This is a genomic window from Oceanobacillus indicireducens, assembly GCF_014647195.1.
Taxonomy (GTDB): domain Bacteria; phylum Bacillota; class Bacilli; order Bacillales; family Amphibacillaceae; genus Oceanobacillus; species Oceanobacillus indicireducens.
Genome location: NZ_BMOS01000009.1, coordinates 90,602 through 115,587 on the forward strand (window position 1 = coordinate 90,602; position 24,986 = coordinate 115,587).

Annotated in this window: 26 protein-coding genes; 6 read left to right on the top strand and 20 right to left on the bottom strand. The window is 40.3% G+C overall.

Annotated features, from left to right (window positions below; translation table 11 throughout):
- The first annotated feature begins 25 nt into the window (after positions 1-25).
- The gene (locus IEX94_RS08215) at positions 26-118 is read left to right on the top strand and encodes a YjcZ family sporulation protein (RefSeq protein WP_156855926.1); all 93 of its coding nucleotides are present in this window, start codon (positions 26-28) and stop codon (positions 116-118) included.
- A 77-nt stretch (positions 119-195) separates the two neighbouring features.
- On the opposite strand, the gene IEX94_RS08220 is transcribed toward IEX94_RS08215, so the two are convergent.
- The 15 genes from IEX94_RS08220 to IEX94_RS08290 all read right to left on the bottom strand — a co-directional run bounded on the left by IEX94_RS08220 (position 196) and on the right by IEX94_RS08290 (position 12,843).
- Positions 196-558 (bottom strand): GNAT family N-acetyltransferase, encoded by a 363-nt coding sequence (locus tag IEX94_RS08220; RefSeq protein WP_156855927.1) that lies wholly within the window; start codon positions 556-558, stop codon positions 196-198.
- Between the two features lie 148 nt (positions 559-706).
- Positions 707-1,144, bottom strand: coding sequence for a peptidylprolyl isomerase (locus IEX94_RS08225; protein ID WP_156855928.1), 438 nt, complete (start codon positions 1,142-1,144; stop codon positions 707-709).
- Positions 1,145-1,223: 79 nt separating this feature from the next.
- Positions 1,224-2,531: a diaminopimelate decarboxylase gene (gene lysA, locus IEX94_RS08230; RefSeq protein ID WP_156855980.1), complete on the bottom strand. Its 1,308-nt coding sequence runs from the start codon at positions 2,529-2,531 to the stop codon at positions 1,224-1,226.
- Between the two features lie 557 nt (positions 2,532-3,088).
- Positions 3,089-4,582 (bottom strand): spore germination protein, encoded by a 1,494-nt coding sequence (locus IEX94_RS08235; RefSeq protein WP_188856790.1) that lies wholly within the window; start codon positions 4,580-4,582, stop codon positions 3,089-3,091.
- Positions 4,583-4,615: 33 nt separating this feature from the next.
- Complete coding sequence (locus IEX94_RS08240) at positions 4,616-5,044, bottom strand: stage V sporulation protein AB (protein WP_188856791.1); 429 nt, start codon at positions 5,042-5,044, stop codon at positions 4,616-4,618.
- Positions 5,031-5,639 carry a stage V sporulation protein AA gene (locus IEX94_RS08245; RefSeq protein ID WP_188856792.1) on the bottom strand — a complete coding sequence of 203 codons (609 nt, stop codon included), beginning with the start codon at positions 5,637-5,639 and terminating at the stop codon, positions 5,031-5,033. The genes IEX94_RS08240 and IEX94_RS08245 overlap by 14 nt, the downstream gene beginning before the upstream one ends.
- Before the next feature lie 176 nt (positions 5,640-5,815).
- Entirely contained in the window at positions 5,816-6,571 is a 756-nt protein-coding gene (gene sigF, locus IEX94_RS08250) for an RNA polymerase sporulation sigma factor SigF (RefSeq protein ID WP_156855932.1), read from the bottom strand.
- 11 nt (positions 6,572-6,582) lie between these two features.
- A complete protein-coding gene (gene spoIIAB, locus IEX94_RS08255) occupies positions 6,583-7,023 on the bottom strand; it encodes an anti-sigma F factor (RefSeq protein ID WP_156855933.1) in 441 nt (146 codons plus the stop codon).
- The gene (gene spoIIAA / locus IEX94_RS08260) at positions 7,020-7,373 is read right to left on the bottom strand and encodes an anti-sigma F factor antagonist (RefSeq protein ID WP_229782628.1); all 354 of its coding nucleotides are present in this window, start codon (positions 7,371-7,373) and stop codon (positions 7,020-7,022) included. Before spoIIAA ends, spoIIAB begins: the two co-directional genes overlap by 4 nt.
- A gap of 102 nt (positions 7,374-7,475) precedes the next feature.
- Positions 7,476-8,657, bottom strand: a complete 1,182-nt coding sequence (locus IEX94_RS08265) for a D-alanyl-D-alanine carboxypeptidase family protein (protein WP_188856793.1) — start codon at positions 8,655-8,657, stop codon at positions 7,476-7,478.
- 108 nt (positions 8,658-8,765) lie between these two features.
- Positions 8,766-9,656, bottom strand: coding sequence for a site-specific tyrosine recombinase XerD (gene xerD, locus IEX94_RS08270; RefSeq protein WP_188856794.1), 891 nt, complete (start codon positions 9,654-9,656; stop codon positions 8,766-8,768).
- A gap of 158 nt (positions 9,657-9,814) precedes the next feature.
- Positions 9,815-10,270 carry a ferric iron uptake transcriptional regulator gene (gene fur / locus IEX94_RS08275; protein WP_156855937.1) on the bottom strand — a complete coding sequence of 152 codons (456 nt, stop codon included), beginning with the start codon at positions 10,268-10,270 and terminating at the stop codon, positions 9,815-9,817.
- Between the two features lie 109 nt (positions 10,271-10,379).
- Positions 10,380-11,018 carry a stage II sporulation protein M gene (gene spoIIM, locus IEX94_RS08280; protein ID WP_188856795.1) on the bottom strand — a complete coding sequence of 213 codons (639 nt, stop codon included), beginning with the start codon at positions 11,016-11,018 and terminating at the stop codon, positions 10,380-10,382.
- 95 nt (positions 11,019-11,113) lie between these two features.
- Positions 11,114-12,298: an endonuclease Q family protein gene (locus IEX94_RS08285; protein ID WP_188856796.1), complete on the bottom strand. Its 1,185-nt coding sequence runs from the start codon at positions 12,296-12,298 to the stop codon at positions 11,114-11,116.
- Positions 12,298-12,843, bottom strand: coding sequence for an NUDIX hydrolase (locus tag IEX94_RS08290; protein ID WP_188856797.1), 546 nt, complete (start codon positions 12,841-12,843; stop codon positions 12,298-12,300). The genes IEX94_RS08285 and IEX94_RS08290 overlap by 1 nt, the downstream gene beginning before the upstream one ends.
- Before the next feature lie 133 nt (positions 12,844-12,976).
- On the opposite strand from IEX94_RS08290, the gene IEX94_RS08295 reads away from it, so the two are divergent.
- From IEX94_RS08295 to IEX94_RS08310, 4 genes are all read left to right on the top strand, one after another.
- The gene (locus IEX94_RS08295) at positions 12,977-13,897 is read left to right on the top strand and encodes an aldo/keto reductase (RefSeq protein ID WP_188856798.1); all 921 of its coding nucleotides are present in this window, start codon (positions 12,977-12,979) and stop codon (positions 13,895-13,897) included.
- Between the two features lie 38 nt (positions 13,898-13,935).
- Positions 13,936-14,658, top strand: coding sequence for a glycerophosphodiester phosphodiesterase (locus tag IEX94_RS08300; RefSeq protein WP_308425592.1), 723 nt, complete (start codon positions 13,936-13,938; stop codon positions 14,656-14,658).
- 508 nt (positions 14,659-15,166) lie between these two features.
- Complete coding sequence (rnz, locus tag IEX94_RS08305; RefSeq protein ID WP_188856800.1) at positions 15,167-16,084, top strand: ribonuclease Z; 918 nt, start codon at positions 15,167-15,169, stop codon at positions 16,082-16,084.
- A gap of 33 nt (positions 16,085-16,117) precedes the next feature.
- Positions 16,118-17,488, top strand: a complete 1,371-nt coding sequence (locus tag IEX94_RS08310; protein WP_188856801.1) for an aldehyde dehydrogenase — start codon at positions 16,118-16,120, stop codon at positions 17,486-17,488.
- Positions 17,489-17,550: 62 nt separating this feature from the next.
- Here IEX94_RS08310 and IEX94_RS08315 read toward each other — a convergent pair whose 3' ends face one another.
- From IEX94_RS08315 to IEX94_RS08335, 5 genes are all read right to left on the bottom strand, one after another.
- Positions 17,551-18,807, bottom strand: coding sequence for a DNA polymerase IV (locus tag IEX94_RS08315; RefSeq protein ID WP_373290812.1), 1,257 nt, complete (start codon positions 18,805-18,807; stop codon positions 17,551-17,553).
- A gap of 109 nt (positions 18,808-18,916) precedes the next feature.
- Positions 18,917-20,041, bottom strand: coding sequence for a M20/M25/M40 family metallo-hydrolase (locus IEX94_RS08320; RefSeq protein WP_156855945.1), 1,125 nt, complete (start codon positions 20,039-20,041; stop codon positions 18,917-18,919).
- Positions 20,042-20,325: 284 nt separating this feature from the next.
- A complete protein-coding gene (locus IEX94_RS08325) occupies positions 20,326-21,888 on the bottom strand; it encodes an acyl-CoA carboxylase subunit beta (protein WP_188856802.1) in 1,563 nt (520 codons plus the stop codon).
- Positions 21,885-22,706, bottom strand: coding sequence for a methylmalonyl-CoA epimerase (mce, locus tag IEX94_RS08330; RefSeq protein ID WP_156855947.1), 822 nt, complete (start codon positions 22,704-22,706; stop codon positions 21,885-21,887). Before mce ends, IEX94_RS08325 begins: the two co-directional genes overlap by 4 nt.
- A gap of 13 nt (positions 22,707-22,719) precedes the next feature.
- Positions 22,720-24,360 carry an acyl-CoA mutase large subunit family protein gene (locus tag IEX94_RS08335; protein ID WP_188856803.1) on the bottom strand — a complete coding sequence of 547 codons (1,641 nt, stop codon included), beginning with the start codon at positions 24,358-24,360 and terminating at the stop codon, positions 22,720-22,722.
- A 126-nt stretch (positions 24,361-24,486) separates the two neighbouring features.
- Here IEX94_RS08335 and prli42 point away from each other — a divergent pair, with 126 nt between their 5' ends.
- On the top strand, positions 24,487-24,615 hold the full coding sequence (gene prli42, locus IEX94_RS19995; RefSeq protein ID WP_156855949.1) for a stressosome-associated protein Prli42: 129 nt from the start codon (positions 24,487-24,489) through the stop codon (positions 24,613-24,615).
- Positions 24,616-24,986 lie beyond the last annotated feature (371 nt).

Consider the following 24,986-nt stretch of genomic DNA (forward strand, 5'->3'; position numbering starts at 1 on the left):
CATTACGTAAAGGAGGTTTTTAGTTATGAGTGGTTACGGTGGAGGCTTTGCAGGAGGATTCGCGCTAATTGTCGTGCTGTTTATACTCTTAATTATTGTAGGGGCAGCATGGTTCTAAGTCGAATGTAGGTGATTATTCTACCCGCTTAAAATAGCAGGTATAAAAGCCAGCCCGGTTGATGGGGCTGGCTTTTACTACTCAATCGAGTCACATTTCTCATAAAACTGTCTGATTTGTTCACTTGGGTAAACAATATATTTCTCACTATATATTTCTTTTATTTCTTGTATTAAAGTTTTCCCTAGGCCTAGGTTCCGGTGGGATGGGTTGACGGACAAATCTTGAATAATCGCATTCACTTCATCCTCTATTCGAACACCAACCGTACCTAGGATGTCATCTTCCTCGTTTTTCCATAAATACAAATGCCAATCCGGATTCGTTTCATACTCTTTTATATGTTGCTGGAGCTTTTTTACATCCCTTTTTTCATCAGGCATAAAAGATAATAAGCCCATTGCAATTTTCTCCATATTTTTCTTATAGCGAATTAACATATTAATCCCTCATTAATTAACTTAAACTTATATTAAGTCATTTCAACAATGAATCATTCTAAAGCATATATATATTTATGGCATTTTAATGCTAGTTTGTCAACAAAAATCCGTTATGAAAAAATGAATGATCCTTCGTGCTCTAGAATTATTCAGCAGATACCCGCACTTCTTTCATGACATCACCATTCTGCATATTACGTGCAACTTCTAGTCCAGAAGTGATTTTTCCAAATACAGTATGGACTCCGTCTAGATGTGGTTGCGGTTCATGGACAAGGAAAAATTGGCTTGAGCCTGTGTCTTTACCAGCGTGTGCCATAGATAATGCTCCTGCTTCATGTTTGTGCGGATTACCTTCTGTTTCACACTTAATGGTCTTACCACTGCCACCAGCCCCAGTTCCTGTCGGGTCTCCTCCTTGGCTTACGAAACCAGGAATTACGCGGTGGAATGTCACCCCATCATAGAATCCTGAATTTGCGAGCTCTTCAAAGTTTTTTACCGTGTTCGGTGCAGCTTCAGGGAAGAATTCCATTTCAATTTTTTCCCCATTTTCCATTTGTATATAGCCTGTTTTAGTCATGCAAAACGCTCCTTCTATGTTTAATTCATATTCCAATCTATTTTACCATTTTCGATTATTATTGAAAAGAAATGTCATATCATTCATAGGATAAATCATTTTTTACAATGTCTTCTACGCTCTCTCTTCTTACAACGAGTCTATCCATACCATCTTCAACAAAGACTACCGCAGGCTTTGCTAAACGGTTATAATTACTTGCCATAGAAAAACCGTAAGCTCCGGTTGCAAGGACTGCAAGTACATCTCCGGGCTGGACTTCCGGAAGCGGCAAATCCCAGATAAGCATATCTCCTGATTCACATGCTTTCCCTGCAATCGATACAGTTGTTGTCGGTTCTTCCGTCGCTTTATTAGCGAGAACTGCTTCATACTGCGCCTCATAGAGGGCTGGGCGGATATTGTCAGCCATCCCACCGTCAACTGATACATAATTTCTTATATTGGGAATTTCTTTGGATGAACCAATCGTATATAAAGATACACCAGCATTTCCAACAATCGAGCGACCTGGTTCAATCCAGATCTCCGGCAGGGATATGTTTAAACGCTCACTGTTTTCTCTCACAGCTGCAACGATTTTTTCCGCGTAGATATGATATGCCAAAGGCTCATCTTCTTCTGTATAACGAATCCCGTATCCTCCACCAAGATTTAATACTTCCGGAACAAAATCTACTTGATCCAACCACTTTTCTAGTTGATCGAATAATAGATTAACAGCAACCATAAAACCTTCTGTTTCAAAAATTTGTGAACCGATATGGCAGTGTAGTCCCTTCAATTGAATATGTCCATGATTATGTAAGAGTTGAAAAGCTTCATCCGCTTGCCCGTTAATAAGATTAAAGCCAAACTTAGAGTCTTCATTCCCCGTCATAATATATTGGTGAGTATTCGACTCGATACCAGGCGTTACGCGAATAAGAACATCGATTGTTTTATTCTCTTCCCGAAGAATTTCTTCAAGCAATTGAATTTCATACAGATTATCAATGACGATACAGCCAATGTTTTCGTCAACTGCCATTTTTAATTCTTCTCTGCTTTTATTATTGCCGTGTAAGTGGATCCGCTCTGTTGGAAATCCAGCTTGAAGGGCGGTATATAGCTCCCCTTCTGAAACGACATCAAGACACAAGCCTTCCTGTTTCGCAACTTGTACCATCGCAATACTGGAAAATGCTTTACTTGCATATGCCACTTTAGCTTGGACATCTAAATCTTTGAACGTTTGGACGAAGCTTCGCGCATTTTTACGGATAATCCCCACATCATATACATATAATGGGGTTCCATATTTTTCAGCAAGCGTCAGACTATCAACGCCCCCGATCATTAAGTGCCCTGCAGCATTAACCTCAAATGGATGGTGGTCAATTATCATCTTCATCTCCCCCGTACGCTATATTGTAAAATGATACATTACTTTACCATATTAAAGAGGAAAACAAAAGCACAATGCCTTAAAAAAATTATAATTATGCACTCAACGCATCACTTTCATTCAGCGTAAGTGCAACTTTCATCTGGAAGTCCGCAGTCCAGACACCTCTCGCACCTGCTGAGCGGCTGGTGAGCCTCCTCGGGCTGCCGCCCTGCGGGGTCTCACCTATGCCTATCCTCCTGCAGGAGTCTCGAGGTGTCTGGACTGCTCAGAGGAAAGGCGTGATTTGGATTACTGTTTAATATTCCAGAAGTACAATCCTTATTATAACGGAATAATTTCTTTTTAAAATAATCCTTTAGACCAGTTCAGTTGCCCGGCGGACGGTGACTCCTACGGGAATAGCACGAGTCCAGACCTGAGCCGGAAGCGCTTTTCTTCCGAGGAGGCTGAGGCCGTGCCCGTGGAAAGCATCCGTCCGCCGGGCAACTGAACGGTAATTAGAACGCCAATAAAATGAATGCACAAAATACTTACGCTGAATGAAAGGGAACGAATTATTTGTTTTTCCCTTTCCCTTTCCCTTTTTCTAGGGGTTGCCGGTAAACATTCTTTGGATGAACAATGCCTGGTCTCCTGTTCGTGTATGGAACAGGAATACGAAAGATGATATGGAGCAATGCACTTGGATTATAAGGAATGAACGGCCAGAAGTACGGCGTTTTCAATGATTTTTGCTCTACCAAAAATAAAATCGTTAACGTAAAACCAATCATTAGTCCATTAATACCAAATAGCGCCGTTACAATCACTAGAAAATATTTAAGAATCTTATTCGCTGTCCCTAACTCATAACTAGGCGTCACATAGGAACCGATTGCTGAAATAGATACATAAAGGATGACTTCCGCACTGAACATACCAACATCAATCGCGATTTCACCAATCAATACCGCCGCAATCAAACTCATCGCAGTGGAAAGAGGCGTTGGGGTATGAACAGCTGCCATCCGCAAGAATTCAATCCCCAAATCGGCTAAAATGATTTGAAGAACGATTGGCACACTTCCTTCTTCGTTTGGACCGATAAAAGCCAGATTTTTCGGTAATAAACTCGGATCCTGGACAAACAATATCCATACGGGAAGCAGAAATATTGATAAGAATACGGCTAAGAATCTTATCCATCTTACGAAAGTACCAAATACCGGTGATTGTCTGTATTCCTCCGCATGCTGCAAATGGTGAAAATAAGTTGTAGGAAGAATAATCACACTTGGTGAAGAATCAACCGTCACTATTACATGTCCCTCTAACAAGTGATTCGCTGCTACATCCGGACGTTCGGTATAACGTACTAATGGAAAAGTATTCCACTTTCTTTTAATAATAAACTCCTCTAGTGACTTGTCGGCCATGGATAAACCGTCGACTTCAATACCTTCAATTCTTTCCTTGACTAAGTCTACAAGACCATCGCTGGCTATATCTTTAATGTAAGTGATACAGACGTCCGTTTTAGACCGTTCTCCCACTTTCATCATTTCATTACGCAAACGAGCGTCCCGCAATCTTCTTCTCGTTAAAGCAGTATTTTCTACCACATTCTCTGTATATCCATCTCTGGAACCCCGAATGACTTTTTCTGTGTCCGGCTCTTCAGGTGTTCGCCCAGGGTAATGTCTTACATCAATTGAAAATACTTGGTTATATCCATCTACAAATATGACAACCAAACCGGAAAGCATTTCATCTACTGCTTCATCCAATGTTTTCAACTTAGCTACCTGTTGATGTACTAAGCGGTTTGTAAAAATTTCGGGAAACTTCTCCTTTTCTTTCTCATTTTCATTCAAGTTAAGCATTTCTATTAATAACTCTTGAACGATGGTCGTATCACAAAGCCCGTTAACAAAATACAGTTGAACACGGCGACCAAGTATAATAACTTGCCGGTAGTCAACATCATAGGAAATATCCAGGCCTAACCTTTCCTTCATATACTTTTCATTTTTCTTAATATCTTGATATACTTTCGTTTTTACTTCCATCCCGTTCACTCCGAATTCTCGTTTAGTACGAATCTAAACCGTTACGAAATATAGCCATTGAAAAAGTGAGCCAATAATTTTACCGAACATAATCGCCATTAATAACCAAAGTAAAAAACTATCCAATTTTACTCGCTTCAGCAAAATAGGAAACACATTCAGTATTTCTGTAAGTGCAGCTGCGAGCATCCCATTAAAAATCCCATGCAATAACCCCCATAATACGAGCAGTATAACCGGCTCCTGCCAACTGCCGTTAAAGAAGGTGAGAAAAGTTCCAAATAATAAACCTAATATAATACTTGCTGTATATATTTTAATAAATGCTTCGCTTTTACTTAGCTGAATGAGGCGCGGAATGATCCTTAATACTGTAATAAAGGCAACAAAACCAGCACCAACCGTAATGCCACCACCAAAACCGATGAACGCTTGCGCGAGATTCAGACTAATTTCTTTCATCGAGCTCATTCTCATGCATCACTAAATACTGATTGAGTTCAGTTTGATAATTTGAGATTTCGATCTCAAGAGGACTAGGCTCTTCGTTAAACCGTTTATTGAACCAATGGTTGAAAAACAATAAAGTCCCGAGACCGAGACCAAGGGAATAAGGGATTTGAATCCATAATGGAAATTCATTTTCTTCACCGGTTAATATATAGTGGAGCTTCTGTTGAACTTCCTGCATGCTGACATCATAATGAAAGTTCATGATAGTCATTGCTGTACCAATAAATAAAAGCAACCAGATTAATACTGCAATAAACAAATTTGCTTTTTTCTTTTTCTTTTCTATCCGGATGACCGTTTGATCCGGTCCAACTGATTGGATATCCAGTTCAGGGAATTCTTTTATAAGTTCTTTAATAATGAGAAATACGTCAATGACAAGGATGTTGAGGTCTTTATCACTGATGCGGTAAATTGGTTTATTTTCAAGGTTCTCTTTAATCGCAAAAGGTGCTGCTATATGGGCAATATCTCTGAGATGCAGCTGCTTATTTTCATTTACATCCACATTACGCTTCATTCGCAAATAGACCGTATGAACCATAACATCATCAACCTTTACCGAGCATTTTGCTTAGTATGAGTATTTCGATTGAATTTTATCCTCCAAAAAACAATTTCAGAAATATATTCTATCGTTACAGAAATATACAACACTTTCCGCAGGGGCGAACAGAAATACCCCCAGCAAGGATCCCGATATCCATGCTGGGGGTATGTTTAGATTCCTAAGTATTCTTTTATCTCTTGTAAGAGCTTTTTTTCAATTCGTGATACTTGGACTTGGGAGATTCCTAGACGTTCTGCTACTTCCGTCTGGGTCTGGTCTTTATAATACCGCAAATAAACAATTAATCGCTCTCTTTCATCTAAATGCTGAATCGCTTCTTCCAAGGAAATTTTCTCAAACCACTTCGTATCCTCCGTTGAAATCTGATCTAGCAATGTAATCGGATCACCATCATTTTCAAAAACCGTTTCATGTATTGATTGCGGTGTTCTTGCAGCTTCTTCAGCATGAATGATTTCTTCTACGGAAAGATCCAACTCCTGCGCAAGTTCACTTACAGAAGGGGATCTGCCCAGTTCCTTCGTCAAGGCATCCTTCGCTCTCCGTATTTTATTCCCTGTTTCCTTTAACGTCCGACTCACCTTTACGCTCCCGTCATCTCGAATGAACCGCTGAATTTCACCGATAATCATCGGGACGGCGTAAGTGGAAAAACGTACGTCATAGGTTAAATCGAATTTATCGATGGATTTGATTAAACCGATACTGCCGATTTGGAATAAATCGTCCGGATCATACCCCCGATTGATAAAGCGTTGCACGACGGACCAAACGAGCCGAACATTCTGCTCCACCAAGAAATCCCTTGCTTCTTTATTGCCATTTTGGCTTTGGAAAAGTAGTTCTTTAACTTCCTCATTCGTAAGCTTATGCTTATTTGACTTTGGTTTTGTATTAAGATCCATTGGCTTTCATCCTAATTATAAACCGTTTTATTATTTATTAATTGCTTTGACATCTCTACCGTCGTACCTTCACCGGGACGGGAAACAATCTCTACTTTATCCATAAAGTTTTCCATAATCGTAAAACCCATACCTGAGCGCTCTAGTTCTGGTTTGGATGTATAGAGCGGTTCACGGGCTTCTTCAATATCGTCAATACCTAATCCTTTGTCTTCAATTCTAAGTTTAACTTCATTATCCTCTATTGAACAAAAGATTTTAATGAAATGATGAGGTTCATTCTGGTAACCATGAATAATCGCATTGGTTACCGCTTCAGAAACAACGGTCTTCATTTCTGTCATTTCCTCAACCGTAGGATCTAATGGAGCGATGAATGCTGCAACAGCTACTCTCGCAAAGGCTTCATTCTCACTAACACTCAAAAATTCCAATTGCATACTATTTTTCATGATGCCACCCCCAAGGTTTCCAAAGCATTTTCCTCATTTTCAGCAAGACGGATAATTTTAAATAACCCAGCCATTTCAAACAAGCGATTAATCGCTGGTGTAACAGAACAAACGACCATTTCACCACCAAGCTGTAATACTTCTTTATATCTGCCTAAAATAACGCCTAAACCAGAACTATCCATGAATGAGATTCCACCCAAGTTTAAAATAACATGTTTTACAGGACGACTATAAAGCATGTCTTTCCACTCTTTTCGAAGCGTTTCAGCTGTATGATGGTCCAGTTCTCCCGTCAGTCTGACAATTAGTACATCCTCCTTCACGGAAAATAAGGATTGTAATCCCAAATTAATCTCCTCCTCTTTAATTCCTTAATCTATGTTTCTTTATTCCTTCGTCTAATTCCTGCATGACGACAAAACTAGTCAGAATAACCGTTTATTCGACCCTTATTCAAAAACAGCCACTTCCTGTAAAGACCGTTTCATTAAGGTGAAAAAAGATGCCTTATGAATTGGGTGTTCTACGGTCAGCGGAGATTCAATTATAATTTCTTCACCATTTTTAATCAAAAGTGTTCCAATTCTGTCCCCTTGTTCAATTGGAAGACTGATATCGTCCATCAATTCATATTCTGTTGTTAAATCTTCAAGCTTTTGACCCTTCGTATGAATCGTGCTTATCGGGGATGCAGTGATGATATTTGTTTTTTTTCTGTCACCTTTTAGCGTAGTAATTTCGGTAATGACCTCGCCTTCTTCATAAAGCCTTTCCGTTTCAAATTGATTAAATGCATAATCAAGCATTGAGGAAACAGCAGCATTTCTCGCTTTCGAGCTCTCGTATCCTAAAACGACAGCAACAACTCGCATGTCATCCTTTTTGGCAGTTGCAGTCAAACAATATTTCGCTTCACTCGTGTACCCTGTTTTTAATCCATCCACTTCAGGGTAAAAACGGACGAGTTTGTTTGTATTGACAAGCCAGAATTCCTTATCAGTATCTTTCCGTAAGTAGTCCTCATAAATCGAAGTAAATTCTGTGATTTTTTCGTATTTTAGCAGTTCGCGTGCCATCATTGCCATATCATAAGCTGTGCTGTAATGATCATCTGCTGGTAGTCCGGAAGTGTTTTGGAAGTTGGTATTTTCTAGACCTAGGGATTTCGCTTTTTCATTCATCGCTTTCACAAAAGCTTGCTCACTTCCCGCAATCCGTTCAGCAAGTGCTACACTCGCATCGTTTGCTGATGCTATTGCAATACCTTTCAAAAGATCTGTAACCGACATTTCCTCCCCTGCCTCAAGGAAAATTTGCGATCCACCCATAGACGCAGCATTTTCACTCACACGCACCTTCTCATCGAGTGATAAGGACCCTTCATCGATCGCTTCCATGATTAATAAAAGAGTCATGATTTTCGTCATACTTGCGGGTGGTAATTTTTCATGAGGATTCTTATTAAATAAAATGGTGCCAGTGTCCTGTTCAATCAAGATTGCTGACTTGGCATCCTCCGCGAGTTCCGGCTGATTTTCCTCCTTTGAAGCTGCATGAACTGCAAGTAGTGGGGTGAAACTAGTAAATAGTAAAAACGAGATAACTGTTAGAAGAATACTGCTTTTATTCATAGATTTACCTCCAAAATATAGTATGGAACTAGGATGCCCAATTTGGAGGGTTTTATACAGTAAAAAACCCTTATTCATTTGAATGGAATAAGGGCTTAATGCGTTCAGTTAAGCTCTTGGATGATATGCTTTGTACATATCTTTCAGTCTTTTCTTCGTAACATGTGTATAGATTTGCGTGGTGGAGATGTCCTCGTGACCAAGCATTTCTTGGACGATCCGTAAATCAGCGCCATTTTCGAGCAAATGGGTGGCAAAGGAGTGGCGTAAAGTATGTGGTGTAATATTTTTCTTAATACCAGCTTCTAGTGCTTTTTTCTTGAGGATTTTCCAAAATCCTTGTCGTGATAACGGTCTTCCATGCTGGTTGACGAAAAGTGTTTGCGTACTTTGTCCTTTAACAAGCTTCGGTCTAGCGTTTTCTAAATAGTCTTCAATCGCATGGATTGCTGTATTTCCCAATGGAACGATACGTTCTTTGGATCCTTTGCCGAAGCATTGCACAAATCCCATCATAAGATGCAGATCATTTGTTTTCAGTTCAATCATTTCCGTCACCCGTAAACCTGTTGCATACAATAATTCGAGCATCGCTTTCGTTCGTAATTCTAGCGGGGTGTCATCATTTATTTCAAGAAGCTTATCAATTTCCTCTTGCGCTAAGACGTCTGGTAACGTGCGGTCGTTCTTCGGCTTTTCAATATGGAGGCTAGCATCCTGTGCGACGATTTGCTCCCTGACTAAAAATTGATGGAGTGAGCGGATAGAAGAAATATGCCGGGAAATGGTTGCAGTTGATTTCTCGTTATCCTTTAGATGATAGAGAAACTGTATAATATCGTTACGTGAAACTTCTTTCCAGTTCGTTTTAGCTGCTTCTTTCTCCAAATGTTTTATATAATTTTTTAAATCTCGCTTGTAGGAGGTCAGCGTATTTTCCGCTAGACCCCTTTCAATTTGTAAAAAATGCAAAAAATCTTCCAGTTCATTATGTAACATCGTTCTCATCCCCTATAATGTCTAATTTACTCTTTTTCAGCTCAATTGTAAATGACAGTCTGACCGAATATATGGAGTTAGACCGCAGCATTTACTTGAGTTTCTTATACACAAAAAAAGCTTCATCCCGTTTTTGGACAAAGCCGTTCTTTGCATTGTTATTGTACTTTCACTACTGATTCCTGGCATTGTTTGCAAATTCCATGAAACGTCAAACGATGATCCATCACCTGGAAACCGAAATCATTTTCAACAATTTTTTCAACATCTTCTAATAGATCATTAACAATTTCTTCAACAGAGCCGCATTCAATACAAACTAGATGGTGATGAAAATGTTTAGCGCCTTCTTTACGAAGATCATAGCGAGAGACACCATCTCCAAAATTTATTTTATCGACAATCTTCAGTTCAGATAATAACTCCAATGTTCGGTAGACAGTCGCTAAACCAATTTCAGGCGATTTTTCTTTAACTAATAAATAAACATCCTCCGCACTTAGATGATCTTCTTCTCTTTCTATTAATACCCGAACGGTTGCTTCTCGTTGCGGTGTCAATTTATAATTCTGTGCATGGAGTTGTTTTTTAATTTGTTCAATCCGATGTTCCATTCCCTGTTCGCCTCCCTCATAATCCCAACTTTATTATAGGCACCATTCGTAAGCGTGTCAAAGTATAGTCTATCACTTTATATTAATAATAATTATAAAGAAGGTTCGATTATAAGTAAAATGATTTGATTAGCGTCTCCATCAAACCACCGGAAATATAAACTTCAACGAAGGATGCGCCGATTGATACGATAATCAGGATTGAGAATATGACGATGTAATTGACAAATGGTTGCCAAAGCGAATCAACATTTCTTCTCGAAAATATTTTCCGTAAACTGAACAGCGCAAAGATCATCGCCATTGTGCCGGCAAATATATAGATTGGAATGGCAATTAAATTATGTGGGGCTATCGTTAAAGTTGAAAACAAAAGACCTTCTGAACCTAGCTGATTAACGATGAAACCAACAGAGAATCCAATGACTAAGCCTTTAATGAACAATAAAATCCAAATAACCGGCAAGCCAATCACAGAAAGACCCAGTACGAATAATAACAAAAGATATTTCAAGTGAAAATAAAAGCTATCTTTCCATACTATAAAGCGGTCCACATCTTTTTCGTCTAACGTATGATTGAAAAAACGTTCCAAATAAAAAAACAAGTCCTGTTTCTGGATAAAATTCATGCTGTTAACGAGGAGCGCACCGAAGATGATTCCCGTTAACAGCAAAATGCACATGAATAAATAGATGATAGCGTAAGTTCGTATATGGTTGGCGAACCGTAATTTAAATTCTTGCATGTGGACCCTCCTTCGCATATTTCTATAATTATGCTATGAAGGTCTATAATTAAATAGAACTTATTACTAGATTCACCCTTGAAAAAGAAGAGAGTTTAATTGCTGGAATCTGTTTCACTGGCAACAACTTTACCATATTTACCGCCACCACCTGCTGCTATTTGCAATTCTCCATTCCGGTTTGTTAATATCATCTCGGCCAGTTTAGCAGGGACGACTTCTTCCAATTCTTCTTTACTCACCCGGTGAATGATATTCATTTCTGTACCGAATGCTTTTAATAGTTTTGCGTACGTTTTCGCACCTAAAGAAGGGATGAAGTCAAGCGGAACTTGGTGTACATAGGCTGGACGTTCACGAGAATATTCATTCGTTTTTAACATATCAATCCGTTCCTTCACACCATTTATCCGCTGTAGGGAGCCGCAGTTACTGCACGGTTCATTTTTAGGCGCAGGGTTTAAACATTTTTTACAAACCGTATGATAATATTTTCCAAGAAGTGGATTCATTCCATAATTACGAACTATTTTTCTTCCTTTGACGTGATGGATTGCATAGTAAAGCTCCTTAAAACTCGGTGTTTTCATAAGTGCTTCCTGATATTCCCTCGCCATCTTCCCTAATGAATGGGCATCAGAATTCGTTAAAAATGTGTAAGGATTAAGCTCATCAATCCCGTCAACCATATACGTGTCCGAACTAAGACCTAGCTCGACTGCATCAATTAATGAGTCATCTAATACTTCCCGGAGTGACTGCTGCACCCCTTTTCCGTATAAACTCTTAAATGGGGTGAAAATATGGGCCGGAATAAACAAGCCGGATAACTCTTTTACTTTATACTGTAAATCCTTTGCAGAACCATAATACCTTTGAGAGCTAAGATTTATATTTGTCATCCGTTCCCTTAGCCAAGCTGCAAAGGCGCTCATACTTGCTAGAGTCGGGAAAAAACAAAGCACATGGATCGGTCCTTTACAATTTTCATCATAGATTTCGATCTCTGAGCCTAGAATCAATGTCACTTGTTTGAACTGGATTCCACCATCTTTCAATTCTTTAGCCTGCTTCGTATCGATCAATTCCTGAATTTCAGCTTGTACGGCAGGGGCGTGGCAATCGATCACACCAACCATATCCAATCCCTTCTTTTCATCTGCTTCCTTTAGAATATTGGATAAGGTAAGTGTCTTTGCTCCTGTAATCTTCACCGGTCGATTATGGTAATCCCTGCCGATATGAATATGCAAATCTACAAAATACGATGATAAGTTCATTACATCCTCCCAAGAGCGTGTAAGTAGAGAATGGCATAATTTGTTTTCGCATCATGAATCTTTTCTTCTTCGACGTACTGCTTCGCTTCATCCAGTGTCAATTCAATGATTTCGATAAACTCATCGTCATCTCCTTGAACTGGTGTCTCCAACTTTTCCAATGTATCCGTAATGTAAATATAGATAAGTTCATCTGCAAAGCCAGGTGATGTATAAAAAGATGTGACGAAATTCAGTTCTTTCGTCGTATAACCCGTCTCTTCCTCCAGCTCGCGTATCGCTGCTGCAAGTGGTTGTTCATTATCATCCAATTTCCCTGCCGGTATCTCTACTAATGTTTTTTCAAGCGGTTTACGATATTGTTTCACAAATACGATTTTTTTATCCTTTGTAATCGGTATAATTGCCACTGCACCAGGATGTTTGACAATCTCCCTTTTTGCTTTTTCACCATCTGGTAAAACGACATCATCGACTTGCAGATCAATTATCTTTCCTTCATATATTTTTTCTGTATGAATTGTTTTTTCTTCAATATTTTTCATTATAATCTCCTTTATTTCCTTGTATGTCTCACCATTTTATCATATATTTAATTATTAAAACTAGTAACTGATTGGCGTATGTCACGAATCTTCCTTATAATAGAGTTAACTTGAAACTAGTGAGGTGCAAGACATGAAAATGAATCAATTAGGGAAATCAGATATTTATGTATCCGAGCTTACCCTCGGTTGTATGTCTCTTGGACAAGACAAAAATAAAGCAAAAGAAATTATCAGTACCGCATTAGCACAAGGGATTAATCATCTCGATACAGCTGATTTATATGATTTCGGATTAAATGAAGAAATTATCGGAGAAATTATTAAAGATAGAAGACAAGATGTGATTCTCACTACGAAAGCTGGAAACCACTTTTCAAAAGAAACGAAGGATTGGTTCTGGGACCCATCTAAAGAATATATCATGCAGGCTGCAAAGGAAAGCTTAAAACGACTCCAGACCGATTATATTGACTTCTTCATGCTTCATGGCGGAACGATGGAGGATCCAATAGACGAAACGATTGAAGCAATGGAAGAACTGAAAAAAGCAGGATTAATCCGGGCTTACGGTATCTCCTCCATCCGTCCTAATGTAATTGATGCATATGTGAGAAAATCTTCCATCGATGGCGTCATGCTGCAATACAGCTTGCTTGACCGCCGGCCGGAAGAAAGTGTATTAAAGCAGCTGGATGATAACAATATTAGTGCAATAGCAAGAGGGCCACTAGCGAAAGGGATGCTGAGTACATATTATAAAGAAAATATTACGAAGAAAGCTGCAAAAGGTTTTCTCGATTATAACCAGACCGAGCTGCTGCAAACGGTTGAAAATATTGCCGCACTCTCTGAAGGTATGCCAATGAACGAATTGGCTTTAAAATATGTCTTACAACACCCTGCCGTGACAACAATTACCTTTGGTGCGAGTACGATAGAGCAAGTCATAGAAAATACCAAGGTTGATTTAACTACTGGATTATCTGAAGAAATGTATGAAAAATTAAAAGAACAAACAAAACGAAATATCTATGAGCAGCATCGGGTCTAAACCTACAATGTTTCGAAAGGATGGATCACTTGCAGACGATGATATTCGCTCACCGCGGAGCAAGTAACTATGCCCCGGAAAATACAATGCCCGCTTTCGAGCTCGCCTATCAGATGGAGGCGGAAGGAATTGAAACCGATGTACAATTAACAAAAGATGGCATCCCCGTTCTGATTCATGATGAAGACGTCCGGCGAACGACGAATGGAAGAGGTTTTATTATAGATCATCGATTAGAAGAACTACTAAATTTGGACGCTGGCGCTTATTTTGCACCTAAGTTCAAAGGTACCCGCATATTGACACTTGATCAATTCTTAGAGTGGGCATGTGATAAGCCGTTACACTTAAACTTAGAACTGAAAAATAATAAGATAGCCTATGAAGAAATTGAAATTAAGGTTCTTGACGCAATACGGAACTATAATGTTAAGAAGCGTACGACGATATCAAGTTTTAACCCGGAAAGCGTCAAACGGATGAGGCAACTTGATCAGACATTAGACGTTGCCCTGCTCCGTTCAAGGAAACATCCCAATCTTGTGGGGTATGCCAAGGAATTAGGAGCAAGCTCTCTGCATGTTAAACATACCTTACTCACCCCATCCTTAGTTAGGGCATGTAAAGCTGCAAACTTACAACTTCGGGTTTATACTGTAAATCGGACGATCTTAATAAAAAAATGCCTAAAACTCGCTTGTTCCGGCATCATTACCGACGTCCCGGATAAAGCACATCACATCCGGAATAATTTTAAATAAACCATCTATCACCTTCGTTCAGCGTAAGTATTTTGCTCGTTTATTTAATTTAGCGCTCTAATCGCCGTTCAGTTGCCCGGTGGAAGAATGCTTTCCGCGGGCACAGCCGAAGCCTCGACGCACAGGACGTGGCGAACTTAGTCTAACTCGGGCTGAGCACTAAGGAGTCTCCGGACTCGTGCTATTCCCGCAGGAGTCACCGTCCACCGGGCAACTGAACTGGTAGGGATGATTACTTTGAATGGAAATTATCTCCTCCCAATGAGCAAACATCGTACCTGTTAAATAATAGTGTTCTAAGTCAGGCCTTTCCTCGGAGCAGTCCAGACACCTCGAGACTCCAGCAGGAGGCTCACCAGCCGCCTGCGGAAAGCGAGAGGTGTCTGGACTGCGGACCCCCAGGAGAAAGTAGAAAGTTGCACTTACGCTGAAAGTAAAGGTATACCTAGCTGTCTAAAAATACGGAAGTTGGATTAATAAGTAAACTATTTGTTTCGGAGGAAATCGCATGGAAATTACATTTCTTGGTACTGGCGCAGGTCTTCCATCGAAAAGCAGGAACGTGTCGGCTATTGCCCTACACCTTCTGCAAGAAGAGAATCAAATCTGGTTATTTGATTGCGGAGAAGCAACCCAGCACCAAATCTTACACACTTCGATTAAACCGAGGAAAATAAATAAAATATTCATTACCCATTTACATGGCGACCATATTTTCGGTCTCCCTGGCCTGTTAAGTAGCCGCTCCTTCCAAGGAGGAGATGATGCTGTCACCATTTACGGGCCACAGGGGTTACGTGATTATATCGTAACAGCACTGCGAATCAGCAAATCCCATTTGAACTATCCGATAACGATTAAAGAAATTAAAGATGGGACGGTTATTAAAGAAGACAACTATACAATTTATGTAAAAGAACTGGATCATGGAATCCCGAGCTTCGGTTATCGAATTGTCGAAAAAGACTCCCCCGGGGAGTTACTTGTAGACAAATTACAAGCAAAAGGAATACCAGCGGGACCGTTATACGGTAAAATTAAAAGTAATGAATATATTAATACGAAAGACTATGGTATACTCTATCGCAAAGATTTCCTCGGCCCAGATAAACCTGGGAAAATCATTACGATTATGGGAGATACCCGTTATCAGGAAAGTTTTACTTCTTTTGTTGAACGGTCTGATGTGCTCATTTATGAAGCCACCTTTAACGCGGAGCAGGAAGATTTAGCTTTTCAATACTTTCACAGTACAACGAAGCAAGCCGCAACCCTAGCGAAAGAAGGGAACGTAAAACAATTAATCATGACTCATATTTCGTCACGTTACCAGTTAGCAGATTATGAGGATTTATTAAAGGAAGCTCGAGAAGTTTTTCGAGACACAGAGCTTGCAAACGATTTTTATCATCATCAAATTAGGTAATGAATGAGGGTTACACAGTAGGAGAGAGAAAAAATGAATCATATCCAAGAATTAATAGAAAATCAGCGAACCTTCTTTATCCATGGGAACACCACTGATTTTGAATACCGCAAAGAAAGTTTATTAAAATTAAGGAAAATGCTCAAAGAAAATGAAACAGAGATTTATTACGCTTTAAAACAAGATTTAAATAAATCAAAACATGAAGCCTTTGTGACAGAATTAGGCTTCTTATATTCCGAGATTGATTTTACATTGAAAAATTTAAAAACATGGATGACTCCGGAAAAAGTCCCGTCTCCATTATCACATAAAGGATCGAAATCCTATATAATGAAAGAACCATACGGGGTTGTACTAGTTATATCGCCATGGAACTATCCATTACATCTTGCACTCGCACCCGCAATTGCGGCTCTTTCGGCTGGAAATTGTGTCATTATTAAACCATCCGAACATGCAATAGCAACATCCCAATTGCTGCGTGCGCTCATACAAGATACCTTTGACCCTTCTTTAATTGACGTTGTTGAAGGTGGTGTAGAAACAACAGAAGCACTTCTGAAAGAAAGGTTTGATTATATCTTCTTCACCGGTAGTGCGAACGTTGGAAAAATAGTAATGAGAGCCGCAAGTGAACATTTAACACCGATCACGCTTGAATTAGGCGGAAAGAGTCCAGCAATTATCGATTCTGACGCCAATGTTAATCTTGCAGCTAAACGAATAACATGGGCGAAATTTACTAATGCGGGACAAACGTGTGTAGCCCCGGATTATCTCTATGTTCATGATGACGTCAAATTTAAATTTATGAAAGCACTCGTGAAACAGATTAAAGCCTTATTTGGAAAGCATCCGTTATACAATGAGGATTATACAAAAATAATTAATGAGAAACATTTCAACCGGTTAGTAAATTTTATTGATCAGGAAAAAGTTATTCATGGCGGAGGTTTTGCGCCTGACACGCGTTTAATCGAGCCGACTGTGATGGATAAAGTGACCTGGGATGATCCAATTATGCAAGAAGAAATTTTCGGGCCACTTCTCCCTGTTCTTTCCTTTTCCAATATTGAAGATGCCTTGTATACAATCAAGCGACAAGAAAAGCCGCTAGCTCTCTATTACTTTGGAGAAAATGAAAAAATTCAACAGCAGGTCATTGAGTTTATTTCCTTTGGTGGTGGGGCCATCAATGATGCTGTCTATCATTTAGGCAATCCGTTCCTGCCGTTTGGCGGTGTTGGCCAAAGTGGAATGGGAGCCTATCACGGTCAATACGGCTTTGACACATTTACCCACCAAAAAGGCATCCTTAAACAAACAACCAAATTCGACTTCCCGTTCCGTTACCCAGGAAGCAAGCTAAACACTTCAGTTGTGAAAAGAATCATGAAATAAACGGTAACTAAATAAGCTACCAACAATCCGCAGTGCAAAGGAATCGGGGCTGCGGATTTCGTTTATTTTTTAAAGTCATCGAGGAAGTCTTTTTGAAAGCTTGTTCTGAATTCGTTGGATTCATTGTCTACTTTATTAGGTAATGCCTTAAATGTGTCCTCGCCAAATTTATCTGCAAGTTGGTTTACCGTCTGCTTTAACGTCTCTTTTTTCACCGCGTCTTCATACGTAAATAAATCAAGCTGCTCCCCAACATTACGCTTATCTTCTAGATGTTGAGCGGTCACTCCTAATAGCCGGATGGGTTGCTCATTCCAATGCTGCTCGAATAACTCAACCGCTATTGGCAGGAGATCCGCCTTCTCATCGATATATGTATCCAATTTCCTGCTACGCGTAACCGTCTTCCGGTCATGATAACGAATCATAACTTGCACACTTTTCCCCACGACTTCCTTTCTCTTCATGCGGCTAATGACCTTCTCAGAAAGCTTATCAAGCAAGTAGTGAATCTCTTGAAGGTTCGTCGTGTCGTATGGTAAAGTTTGTGAATTGCCGATACTTTTGAAATCAAAAATCGCATCGGGGTCGACTTCCCGATTATCAATGCCGTTTGCACGATTGATCAATCGCTCCCCGTTGATGCCAAGCAATTGCCGTAACTCATAAACATCTGCTTCCGCCAAATCTTTAATCGTATGAATTTTAATCGCTTTTAATTTTTCCGCCGTCTTTTCCCCCACACCATACATTTCATCAATGGGAAGTGACCACAACGTTTCGGGCAACTCCCTTTTTCGGATAATGGTTATACCAAGGGGTTTCTTGAGGTCTGAACCCATCTTTGCTAAGAATTTGTTCGGGGCAATACCGATACTGCATGGCAAATCAAGTTCATTTAATATCCGCTTTTGTAAATTTCGAGCAATCTCTATAGGAGTACCTTGACCCTCCACGTCCGTCACATCTATGTAGCCTTCATCAATCGATACAGGCTGAACAAGTGGGGTAATTTCAGACATCATCCGGAAGATTTCACTTGAAGCAGCCCGGTACCGTTCAAAATTCGGCTTCAAGATGATAAGTTCTGGGCAAAGTTTCTTCGCTTGCCAAACCGTCATAGTTGTCCGAACTCCTTTTGCCCTTGCCTCATAACTGCTCGTTACGATAATCCCTTTTCGTTCTTCAGGGTTTCCTGCAATAGCGACAGGTTTTCCTTTCAGGTCCGGATTGAAGGCCATTTCAACAGATGCATAAAAACTATTCATGTCTATGTGAAAGATTACTCTTCTTCTCCCTGTTGGCTTCAGCGTAGACATGTTAACCACCCTCTACTGATTGGTTGTCACTCTCTATTATATCATAGAAAAAGCATCCATCAGGTCTGAATCAGACCTTGGATGCCTATTATAATGGTTTAATTTATCATTACTTTGTTGTTTCCATTACAATTGCTGTAATTAGTTCTGTAATTTTAATCAAATTGTCTATGGAGATTCTTTCTTTCGTCGTATGGATTTCTTCATAACCTACTGCAAGGTTCACGGTTGGAATTCCGAAACCAGCGATAATATTGGCATCACTGCCACCACCGCTTTTCAGCAGTTTACTTTCTCTACCAATCGATTTCGCGGCTCTTCTTGCCACTTCAACGACTTGGTCTCCACTTTCTTGTTTGTAGCCGGGATACATAAGCTTTATTTCTACTTCCGCTTCACCGCCAAGTTCACTCGCTGCGTGTTCAAACGCTTCTTTCATTGCTGCTGTTTGTTTATCGAGTTTCTTTTTGTCTAAGGAACGAGCTTCTGCAATAATATCTACATGATCTGCAACGATATTCGTTTGTTGTCCCCCTTCAAAACGACCGATATTTGCCGTCGTTTCTTCATCGATCCTTCCAAGCGGCATCTTAGATACTGCTTTGGCCGCAATCGTAATCGCAGAAACACCTTTTTCCGGTTCGACTCCAGCGTGCGCAGTTTTCCCTTTAACGGTTGCGAAGATCTTCGCCTGATTAGGCGCTGCGACAATAATGTCACCAACATCACCATTACTGTCAATTGCGTAACCGTAATCAGCGTGAATAAGAGAAGCGTCTAATGCTTTAGCACCTACTAGACCCGATTCTTCTCCGACTGTAATAATAAATTGAATATCTCCATGCTCCACATTTTCTTCTTTTAATAAACGAATCATTTCTAAAATTGCTGCAAGACCAGCTTTATCATCTGCGCCAAGAATGGTAGTACCGTCAGACTTAATATAGCCGTCTTCTATTACTGGCTGGATATTTTTCCCCGGTACAACGGTATCCATATGGGATGTAAAATAAATAGTATCGCCATCCGATTTGGTCCCTTTAAGTGTACAGATTAAATTTCCTGCACCGTGACCAGTCTTTTCCTTTGCATTGTCTTCTTTCACTTCAACCCCAAGTTCAGTGAATTTCTTTTTCAGTAATGCTGCAATTTCTGCTTCATATTTTGTTTCTGAATCCACTTGAACGAGCTCAAGGAATTCCTCTACTAATCTTGTTTCATTTACTGTGACCATTATTTAACCTCCAATTACTCTTATTAAATTATAGTGTGTGTTCAAAAAAGAAGCAAGGTCGGCTAAGTAGTAAGGTGGCCTTGGCAAATTCGCCCCTAACGTACTATGCGCCGAAACTCGAGGTTGCAAGAGCTCTCCGTACCGGAATAAGCTGGTGAGACATGAGAAATGCAAAAGCAAGCCACCCAGCTTATCACTTATGTGACGGATTCTATACCATTCGGCTTAAGTAGAACTTCTACATTCATGAAGTGCCCTTTAAACAAGACTTTTTGAACAACCTCTTATAAAGGTATATTTCCATGTTTTTTATGAGGACGTTCTTCCTCTTTGTTCCGCAGCATTTCTAAAGCTTGAATAAGCTTAATTCTCGTTTCCCTTGGATCAATGACGTCATCAACCATACCTAGACCTGCAGCTATGTAAGGGTTAGCGAATTTCTCGCGGTAGCTTGCAATTTTCTCTGTCCGCAAGCTTTCCGGATTTTCACTTTCAGCGATTTCCTTTGCGTATAGAATATTAACTGCTCCTTCTGGACCCATTACAGCTATTTCAGCGTTCGGCCAAGCGAAAACGAGGTCAGCACCGATTGACTTACTGTTCAATGCTACATAAGCTCCGCCAAATGCTTTTCGCGTAATCACCGTAATTTTTGGAACAGTTGCTTCTGAGTAAGCATATAAAATTTTCGCCCCATGACGTATAATACCACCATGCTCTTGTTTTACACCAGGGAAAAATCCGGTAACATCTTCAAAAGTGATAATCGGTATATTAAAGCAATCACAGAAGCGAATGAATCGGGAAGCTTTATCACTTGAATCAATATCAAGTCCACCGGCCATATATTTCGGCTGATTACAGACAAGACCAACTGCTTCACCTTTAATCCTAGCAAAGCCAACGACGATATTTTTCGCGAAATCTTGATGAATCTCAAAGAAACTATCTTCATCAACAATCGCTTCAATAACCTGCTTTACATCATACGGACGAACTGGATCAAAGGGAATGAGATCTGCTAAATTTAAACGGAGCTCTTCTTCCATTCGTTGCTCCTCATATGGCTGTCGCTTAGGCTTCTCTTCAAAATTCGCTGGAATATAGGATAATAGTTTTCTTACTGTATCAAGAGCAGCTTCTTCAGTTAGAGTTCTTATATGCGCATTTCCGCTTTTTGTATTATGGATCGAAGCTCCGCCAAGGTCCTCTGAAGATATTTTCTCTCCAGTAACCGCTTCAATCACTTTCGGTCCCGTAATGAACATTTGTGAGGTCTTCTCCACCATTATGACAAAATCAGTTATTGCAGGTGAGTAAACCGCTCCACCCGCACTTGGACCCATAATAACTGAGATTTGCGGAATAACACCTGAATAGATGGAGTTGCGATAAAACACATGCCCATAGCCGTCCAATGAAGAGACACCTTCCTGGATGCGTGCGCCGCCTGAATCGTTCAATCCGATAAACGGTACCTTTGATTTGGCTGCAAGGTCCATTACAGCCGCAATTTTTTCTCCATGCATCTCACCAAGAGCACCGCCATAAACAGTAAAGTCTTGGGCAAATAAATAGACAGGTCTTCCATCGATTTTTCCGTAGCCTGTTACAACTCCCTCTCCCTTACCGCTTGAGTTACCGTTCATGCTAAAGTCAGACGTGCGGGTTTCAATAAAGGGATTCAGTTCTACAAAACTTCCTTCATCCAGAAGATAATCAATACGTTCCCTTGCAGTCATTTTCCCTTTTTCATGCTGCCTTTTAATTCGTTCGTCCCCTCCGCCTAGTTCAACTTCCCTCCGTTTATCATACAACTCATTAATCTTATCATACATATCCATCATTCATCACTTCCTTTTGCCTGTTCGCATAACTCAACTAAGACACCATGAGCTTCTTTCGGATGAATGAAAGCGATTTGACTGTCGTTTGCACCTTGTTTCGGTTCTTCATTAATGAGGCGGATGCCTTGTTCTTTCAACCGGGAAAGCCTCACCGCTAAATCTTCCACTTCAAAAGCTATATGATGGACGCCTTCCCCGCGCTTTGTTAAAAATCCCTTAATAGGTGATTGGTCATGCAATGGTTCGAGTAATTCAATTCGTGTTTCCCCTATTTTTAAAAATGCGATTTTAACACCTTCCGACTCAACCTCTTCAATTGCTTCCACTTCAAGGCCAATTGTTTCCGTAAAAAACTGCAGTGCGTCTTTAATCTGATGAACGGCAATACCAATGTGGGCAATCCTTTTCGGAGGAACTGGCGCTTCTTCCGGTCGCAGGAGATTCTTTAAATAAACAGCCATTTCTTCTGTTGATGATCCGCTCGTGAATATTCGTTTTATACCTTTTTCAAGCAGGAATGGTATATCCTCATTCGGGATAACTCCCCCGCCAATTACCGGAATATCCCCTGCATTTCGTTTCTCCAGTTCTTCAATTACTTTGGGAAATAGTGTATTATGTGCCCCTGATAAAGAAGACAAGCCAACAACGTCAACATCCTCTTGAATAGCCGCAGTAGCAATTTGTACAGGTGACTGACGCAGCCCGGTATAGATTACTTCCATTCCGTGATCACGCATTGCCTGAGCAATGACGAGTGCTCCACGATCATGCCCATCGAGTCCAGGCTTCGCAATTAGTATTCTGATTTTCCTCATGATACCTTCCCCCTTAAAATCCTGTGTACTCACCAAACTCATCACGCAACACGTTACAGATTTCACCAATCGAGGCATAAGCTTTTACAGCATCTAATATATATGGTATCAAATTAGCCTCCTCGTCAATTGCCACCCTGCGCAGTGCTTCGAGCTTTTGGTCAACTGCTTCTTGGTTCCTCTTTTTGCGTACTTTGTGTAAATTATTGATTTGGGCCTTCTCCAACGCCTCATCAACCTTCAATAGATCAGGGTTAACCTCTTCCTCCAATTTAAATTGATTGAGTCCGACAATAATTTCTTCTTCACTTTCAATTCGTTTTTGCGTTTCATAGGCATTGTGATGAATCTCCCGTTGCATATATCCTTCTTCAATTGCTTGCACGGCCCCTCCGAATTCCTTGATCCGTTCTAAATAATCCATTACTTTTGCTTCCAGCTCATCTGTTAGCGCTTCCACATAATACGAGCCACCAAGGGGATCGACCGTATCCGCAACTCCACTTTCATGGGCAATAATCTGCTGTGTCCGTAAAGCTATTCGTGCCGATTCCTCTGTCGGTAAAGAAAGTGCTTCATCGCGTGAATTTGTATGCAGACTTTGTGTGCCTCCTAATACTGCTGCAAGGGCTTGCATGGTCACACGAACAATATTATTATCCGGTTGCTGCGCAGTCAGTGTTGAGCCGCCAGTCTGAGTATGGAAACGCAATTTCCAACTTTTCGGTTCCTTTGCCTCATAATGTTCTTTCATAATTTTTGCCCAAATTCTTCTCGCTGCCCGGAATTTAGCAATTTCTTCAAAAAAGTTATTATGAGCATTAAAGAAAAATGCCAGCCGTGGTGCGAAAGTGTCCACATCAAGACCGGATGCAATTGCAGCATCGACATAAGCCATTCCATTTGCGATTGTAAACGCCGCTTCCTGTACAGCATTTGAACCCGCTTCCCGGATATGATATCCAGAAATACTTATCGTATTGAATTTAGGCAAATGTTCTTGACAATAAGCGAAGATATCTGTAATTAGCCGCATGGATGGCTTCGGCGGGAAAATATATGTCCCCCTTGCGATATATTCCTTTAAAATATCGTTCTGAATCGTTCCAGTAAGCTTTTCAGATGATACACCCTGTTTTTCCCCTACTGCAATATACATACATAAAAGAATTGCTGCAGGAGCATTAATTGTCATGGATGTACTTACTTTGTCTAGTGGAATTTGATCTAATAAATTCTCCATATCAGCCAATGTATCAATTGCGACCCCGACTTTCCCAACTTCCCCTTCACTCATGACATCGTCTGAGTCGTAGCCTATTTGTGTAGGTAAATCAAAAGCGACAGAAAGACCTGTCTGGCCTTGTTCCAATAAGTAGCGGAATCTTTTGTTCGTCTCACTCGCAGAACCGAATCCAGCATATTGTCGCATTGTCCATAATCTGCTGCGGTACATCGTCGGCTGGATCCCGCGCAAATAAGGATATTGACCTGGATAGCCCAAGTTATAATTTGCATCCTCTGTTCCATATAAATAGTCAACCGTGATTTCAGAGGAAGTGTGAAACGTTTCTTTACGCTCCGGAAAGCGCTTTAATGTTTTCTCGACATCTTTTATCCATTTTGTTTTTTCACTCTCATGCTTTTCAGGCATATTAGTTCCCCCATTCTCCAGCAGTTCCATAGCAAAAACATTTTCTAACAATTTTTAAACTTGTCCAATGAGCAATTTCACGTTAAAATACTTAATAGTAGTAATTGTGATAAGGAGGTCAGAGAATTGTCCAAACAATCTTATACAAAAAGACAATCAAAACGTCAACGCAGGACAAAGATTATTGTATACGTAATGATTATCCTTATGTTGTTGTCAACATTCACTTACGGGTTGGCCGCCTTCGCTTTTTAATGAATCCGACTAATAAAAATGACTTACAAAGACTGGTAAATAAAACCGGTCTTTTTTAATTTCTTATTGATTCCACGTTCACATCTGAAAACTGCCCATCGCTTCCATACAGCGTAAGTGTCTGCTCTTTCACTATTAAGGGCTCTAATCGCCGTTCAGTTGCCCGGTGGACGGATGCTTTCCGCGGGCACAGCTGGAGCCTCCTCGGGCTACCGCCCTGCGGGGTCTCCAGACTCGTGCTCTTCCCGCAGGAGTCACCGTCCACCGGGCAACTGTACTGGTAAGATGATTATTATTGAAAGCATTTATTCTAGTCCCATGTCACGATCCAAATTATATCTGTGGAATAATAAAGAGTGATCTAAGTTGGG

What these genes read in the sequence shown, in the direction of transcription:
- IEX94_RS08300 (WP_308425592.1), top strand. Translation starts at nt 13,936, where the DNA reads ATGATATTCGCTCACCGCGGAGCAAGTAACTATGCCCCGGAAAATACA.
- IEX94_RS08235 (WP_188856790.1), bottom strand. Translation starts at nt 4,582, where the DNA reads ATGGAAGTAAAAACGAAAGTATATCAAGATATTAAGAAAAATGAAAAG.
- IEX94_RS08295 (WP_188856798.1), top strand. Translation starts at nt 12,977, where the DNA reads ATGAAAATGAATCAATTAGGGAAATCAGATATTTATGTATCCGAGCTT.
- spoIIAB (WP_156855933.1), bottom strand. Translation starts at nt 7,023, where the DNA reads ATGAAAAATAGTATGCAATTGGAATTTTTGAGTGTTAGTGAGAATGAA.
- IEX94_RS08225 (WP_156855928.1), bottom strand. Translation starts at nt 1,144, where the DNA reads ATGACTAAAACAGGCTATATACAAATGGAAAATGGGGAAAAAATTGAA.
- IEX94_RS08315 (WP_373290812.1), bottom strand. Translation starts at nt 18,807, where the DNA reads ATGTCTACGCTGAAGCCAACAGGGAGAAGAAGAGTAATCTTTCACATA.
- sigF (WP_156855932.1), bottom strand. Translation starts at nt 6,571, where the DNA reads ATGGATCTTAATACAAAACCAAAGTCAAATAAGCATAAGCTTACGAAT.
- IEX94_RS08335 (WP_188856803.1), bottom strand. Translation starts at nt 24,360, where the DNA reads ATGCCTGAAAAGCATGAGAGTGAAAAAACAAAATGGATAAAAGATGTC.
- fur (WP_156855937.1), bottom strand. Translation starts at nt 10,270, where the DNA reads ATGGAACATCGGATTGAACAAATTAAAAAACAACTCCATGCACAGAAT.
- xerD (WP_188856794.1), bottom strand. Translation starts at nt 9,656, where the DNA reads ATGTTACATAATGAACTGGAAGATTTTTTGCATTTTTTACAAATTGAA.
- IEX94_RS08240 (WP_188856791.1), bottom strand. Translation starts at nt 5,044, where the DNA reads ATGAAAGAAATTAGTCTGAATCTCGCGCAAGCGTTCATCGGTTTTGGT.
- rnz (WP_188856800.1), top strand. Translation starts at nt 15,167, where the DNA reads ATGGAAATTACATTTCTTGGTACTGGCGCAGGTCTTCCATCGAAAAGC.
- IEX94_RS08265 (WP_188856793.1), bottom strand. Translation starts at nt 8,657, where the DNA reads ATGAATAAAAGCAGTATTCTTCTAACAGTTATCTCGTTTTTACTATTT.
- IEX94_RS08220 (WP_156855927.1), bottom strand. Translation starts at nt 558, where the DNA reads ATGTTAATTCGCTATAAGAAAAATATGGAGAAAATTGCAATGGGCTTA.
- spoIIM (WP_188856795.1), bottom strand. Translation starts at nt 11,018, where the DNA reads ATGCAAGAATTTAAATTACGGTTCGCCAACCATATACGAACTTACGCT.
- IEX94_RS08325 (WP_188856802.1), bottom strand. Translation starts at nt 21,888, where the DNA reads ATGATGGATATGTATGATAAGATTAATGAGTTGTATGATAAACGGAGG.
- IEX94_RS08310 (WP_188856801.1), top strand. Translation starts at nt 16,118, where the DNA reads ATGAATCATATCCAAGAATTAATAGAAAATCAGCGAACCTTCTTTATC.
- mce (WP_156855947.1), bottom strand. Translation starts at nt 22,706, where the DNA reads ATGAGGAAAATCAGAATACTAATTGCGAAGCCTGGACTCGATGGGCAT.
- IEX94_RS08320 (WP_156855945.1), bottom strand. Translation starts at nt 20,041, where the DNA reads ATGGTCACAGTAAATGAAACAAGATTAGTAGAGGAATTCCTTGAGCTC.
- IEX94_RS08215 (WP_156855926.1), top strand. Translation starts at nt 26, where the DNA reads ATGAGTGGTTACGGTGGAGGCTTTGCAGGAGGATTCGCGCTAATTGTC.
- IEX94_RS08245 (WP_188856792.1), bottom strand. Translation starts at nt 5,639, where the DNA reads ATGGTTCATACGGTCTATTTGCGAATGAAGCGTAATGTGGATGTAAAT.
- IEX94_RS08290 (WP_188856797.1), bottom strand. Translation starts at nt 12,843, where the DNA reads ATGAAAAATATTGAAGAAAAAACAATTCATACAGAAAAAATATATGAA.
- IEX94_RS08285 (WP_188856796.1), bottom strand. Translation starts at nt 12,298, where the DNA reads ATGAACTTATCATCGTATTTTGTAGATTTGCATATTCATATCGGCAGG.
- lysA (WP_156855980.1), bottom strand. Translation starts at nt 2,531, where the DNA reads ATGATAATTGACCACCATCCATTTGAGGTTAATGCTGCAGGGCACTTA.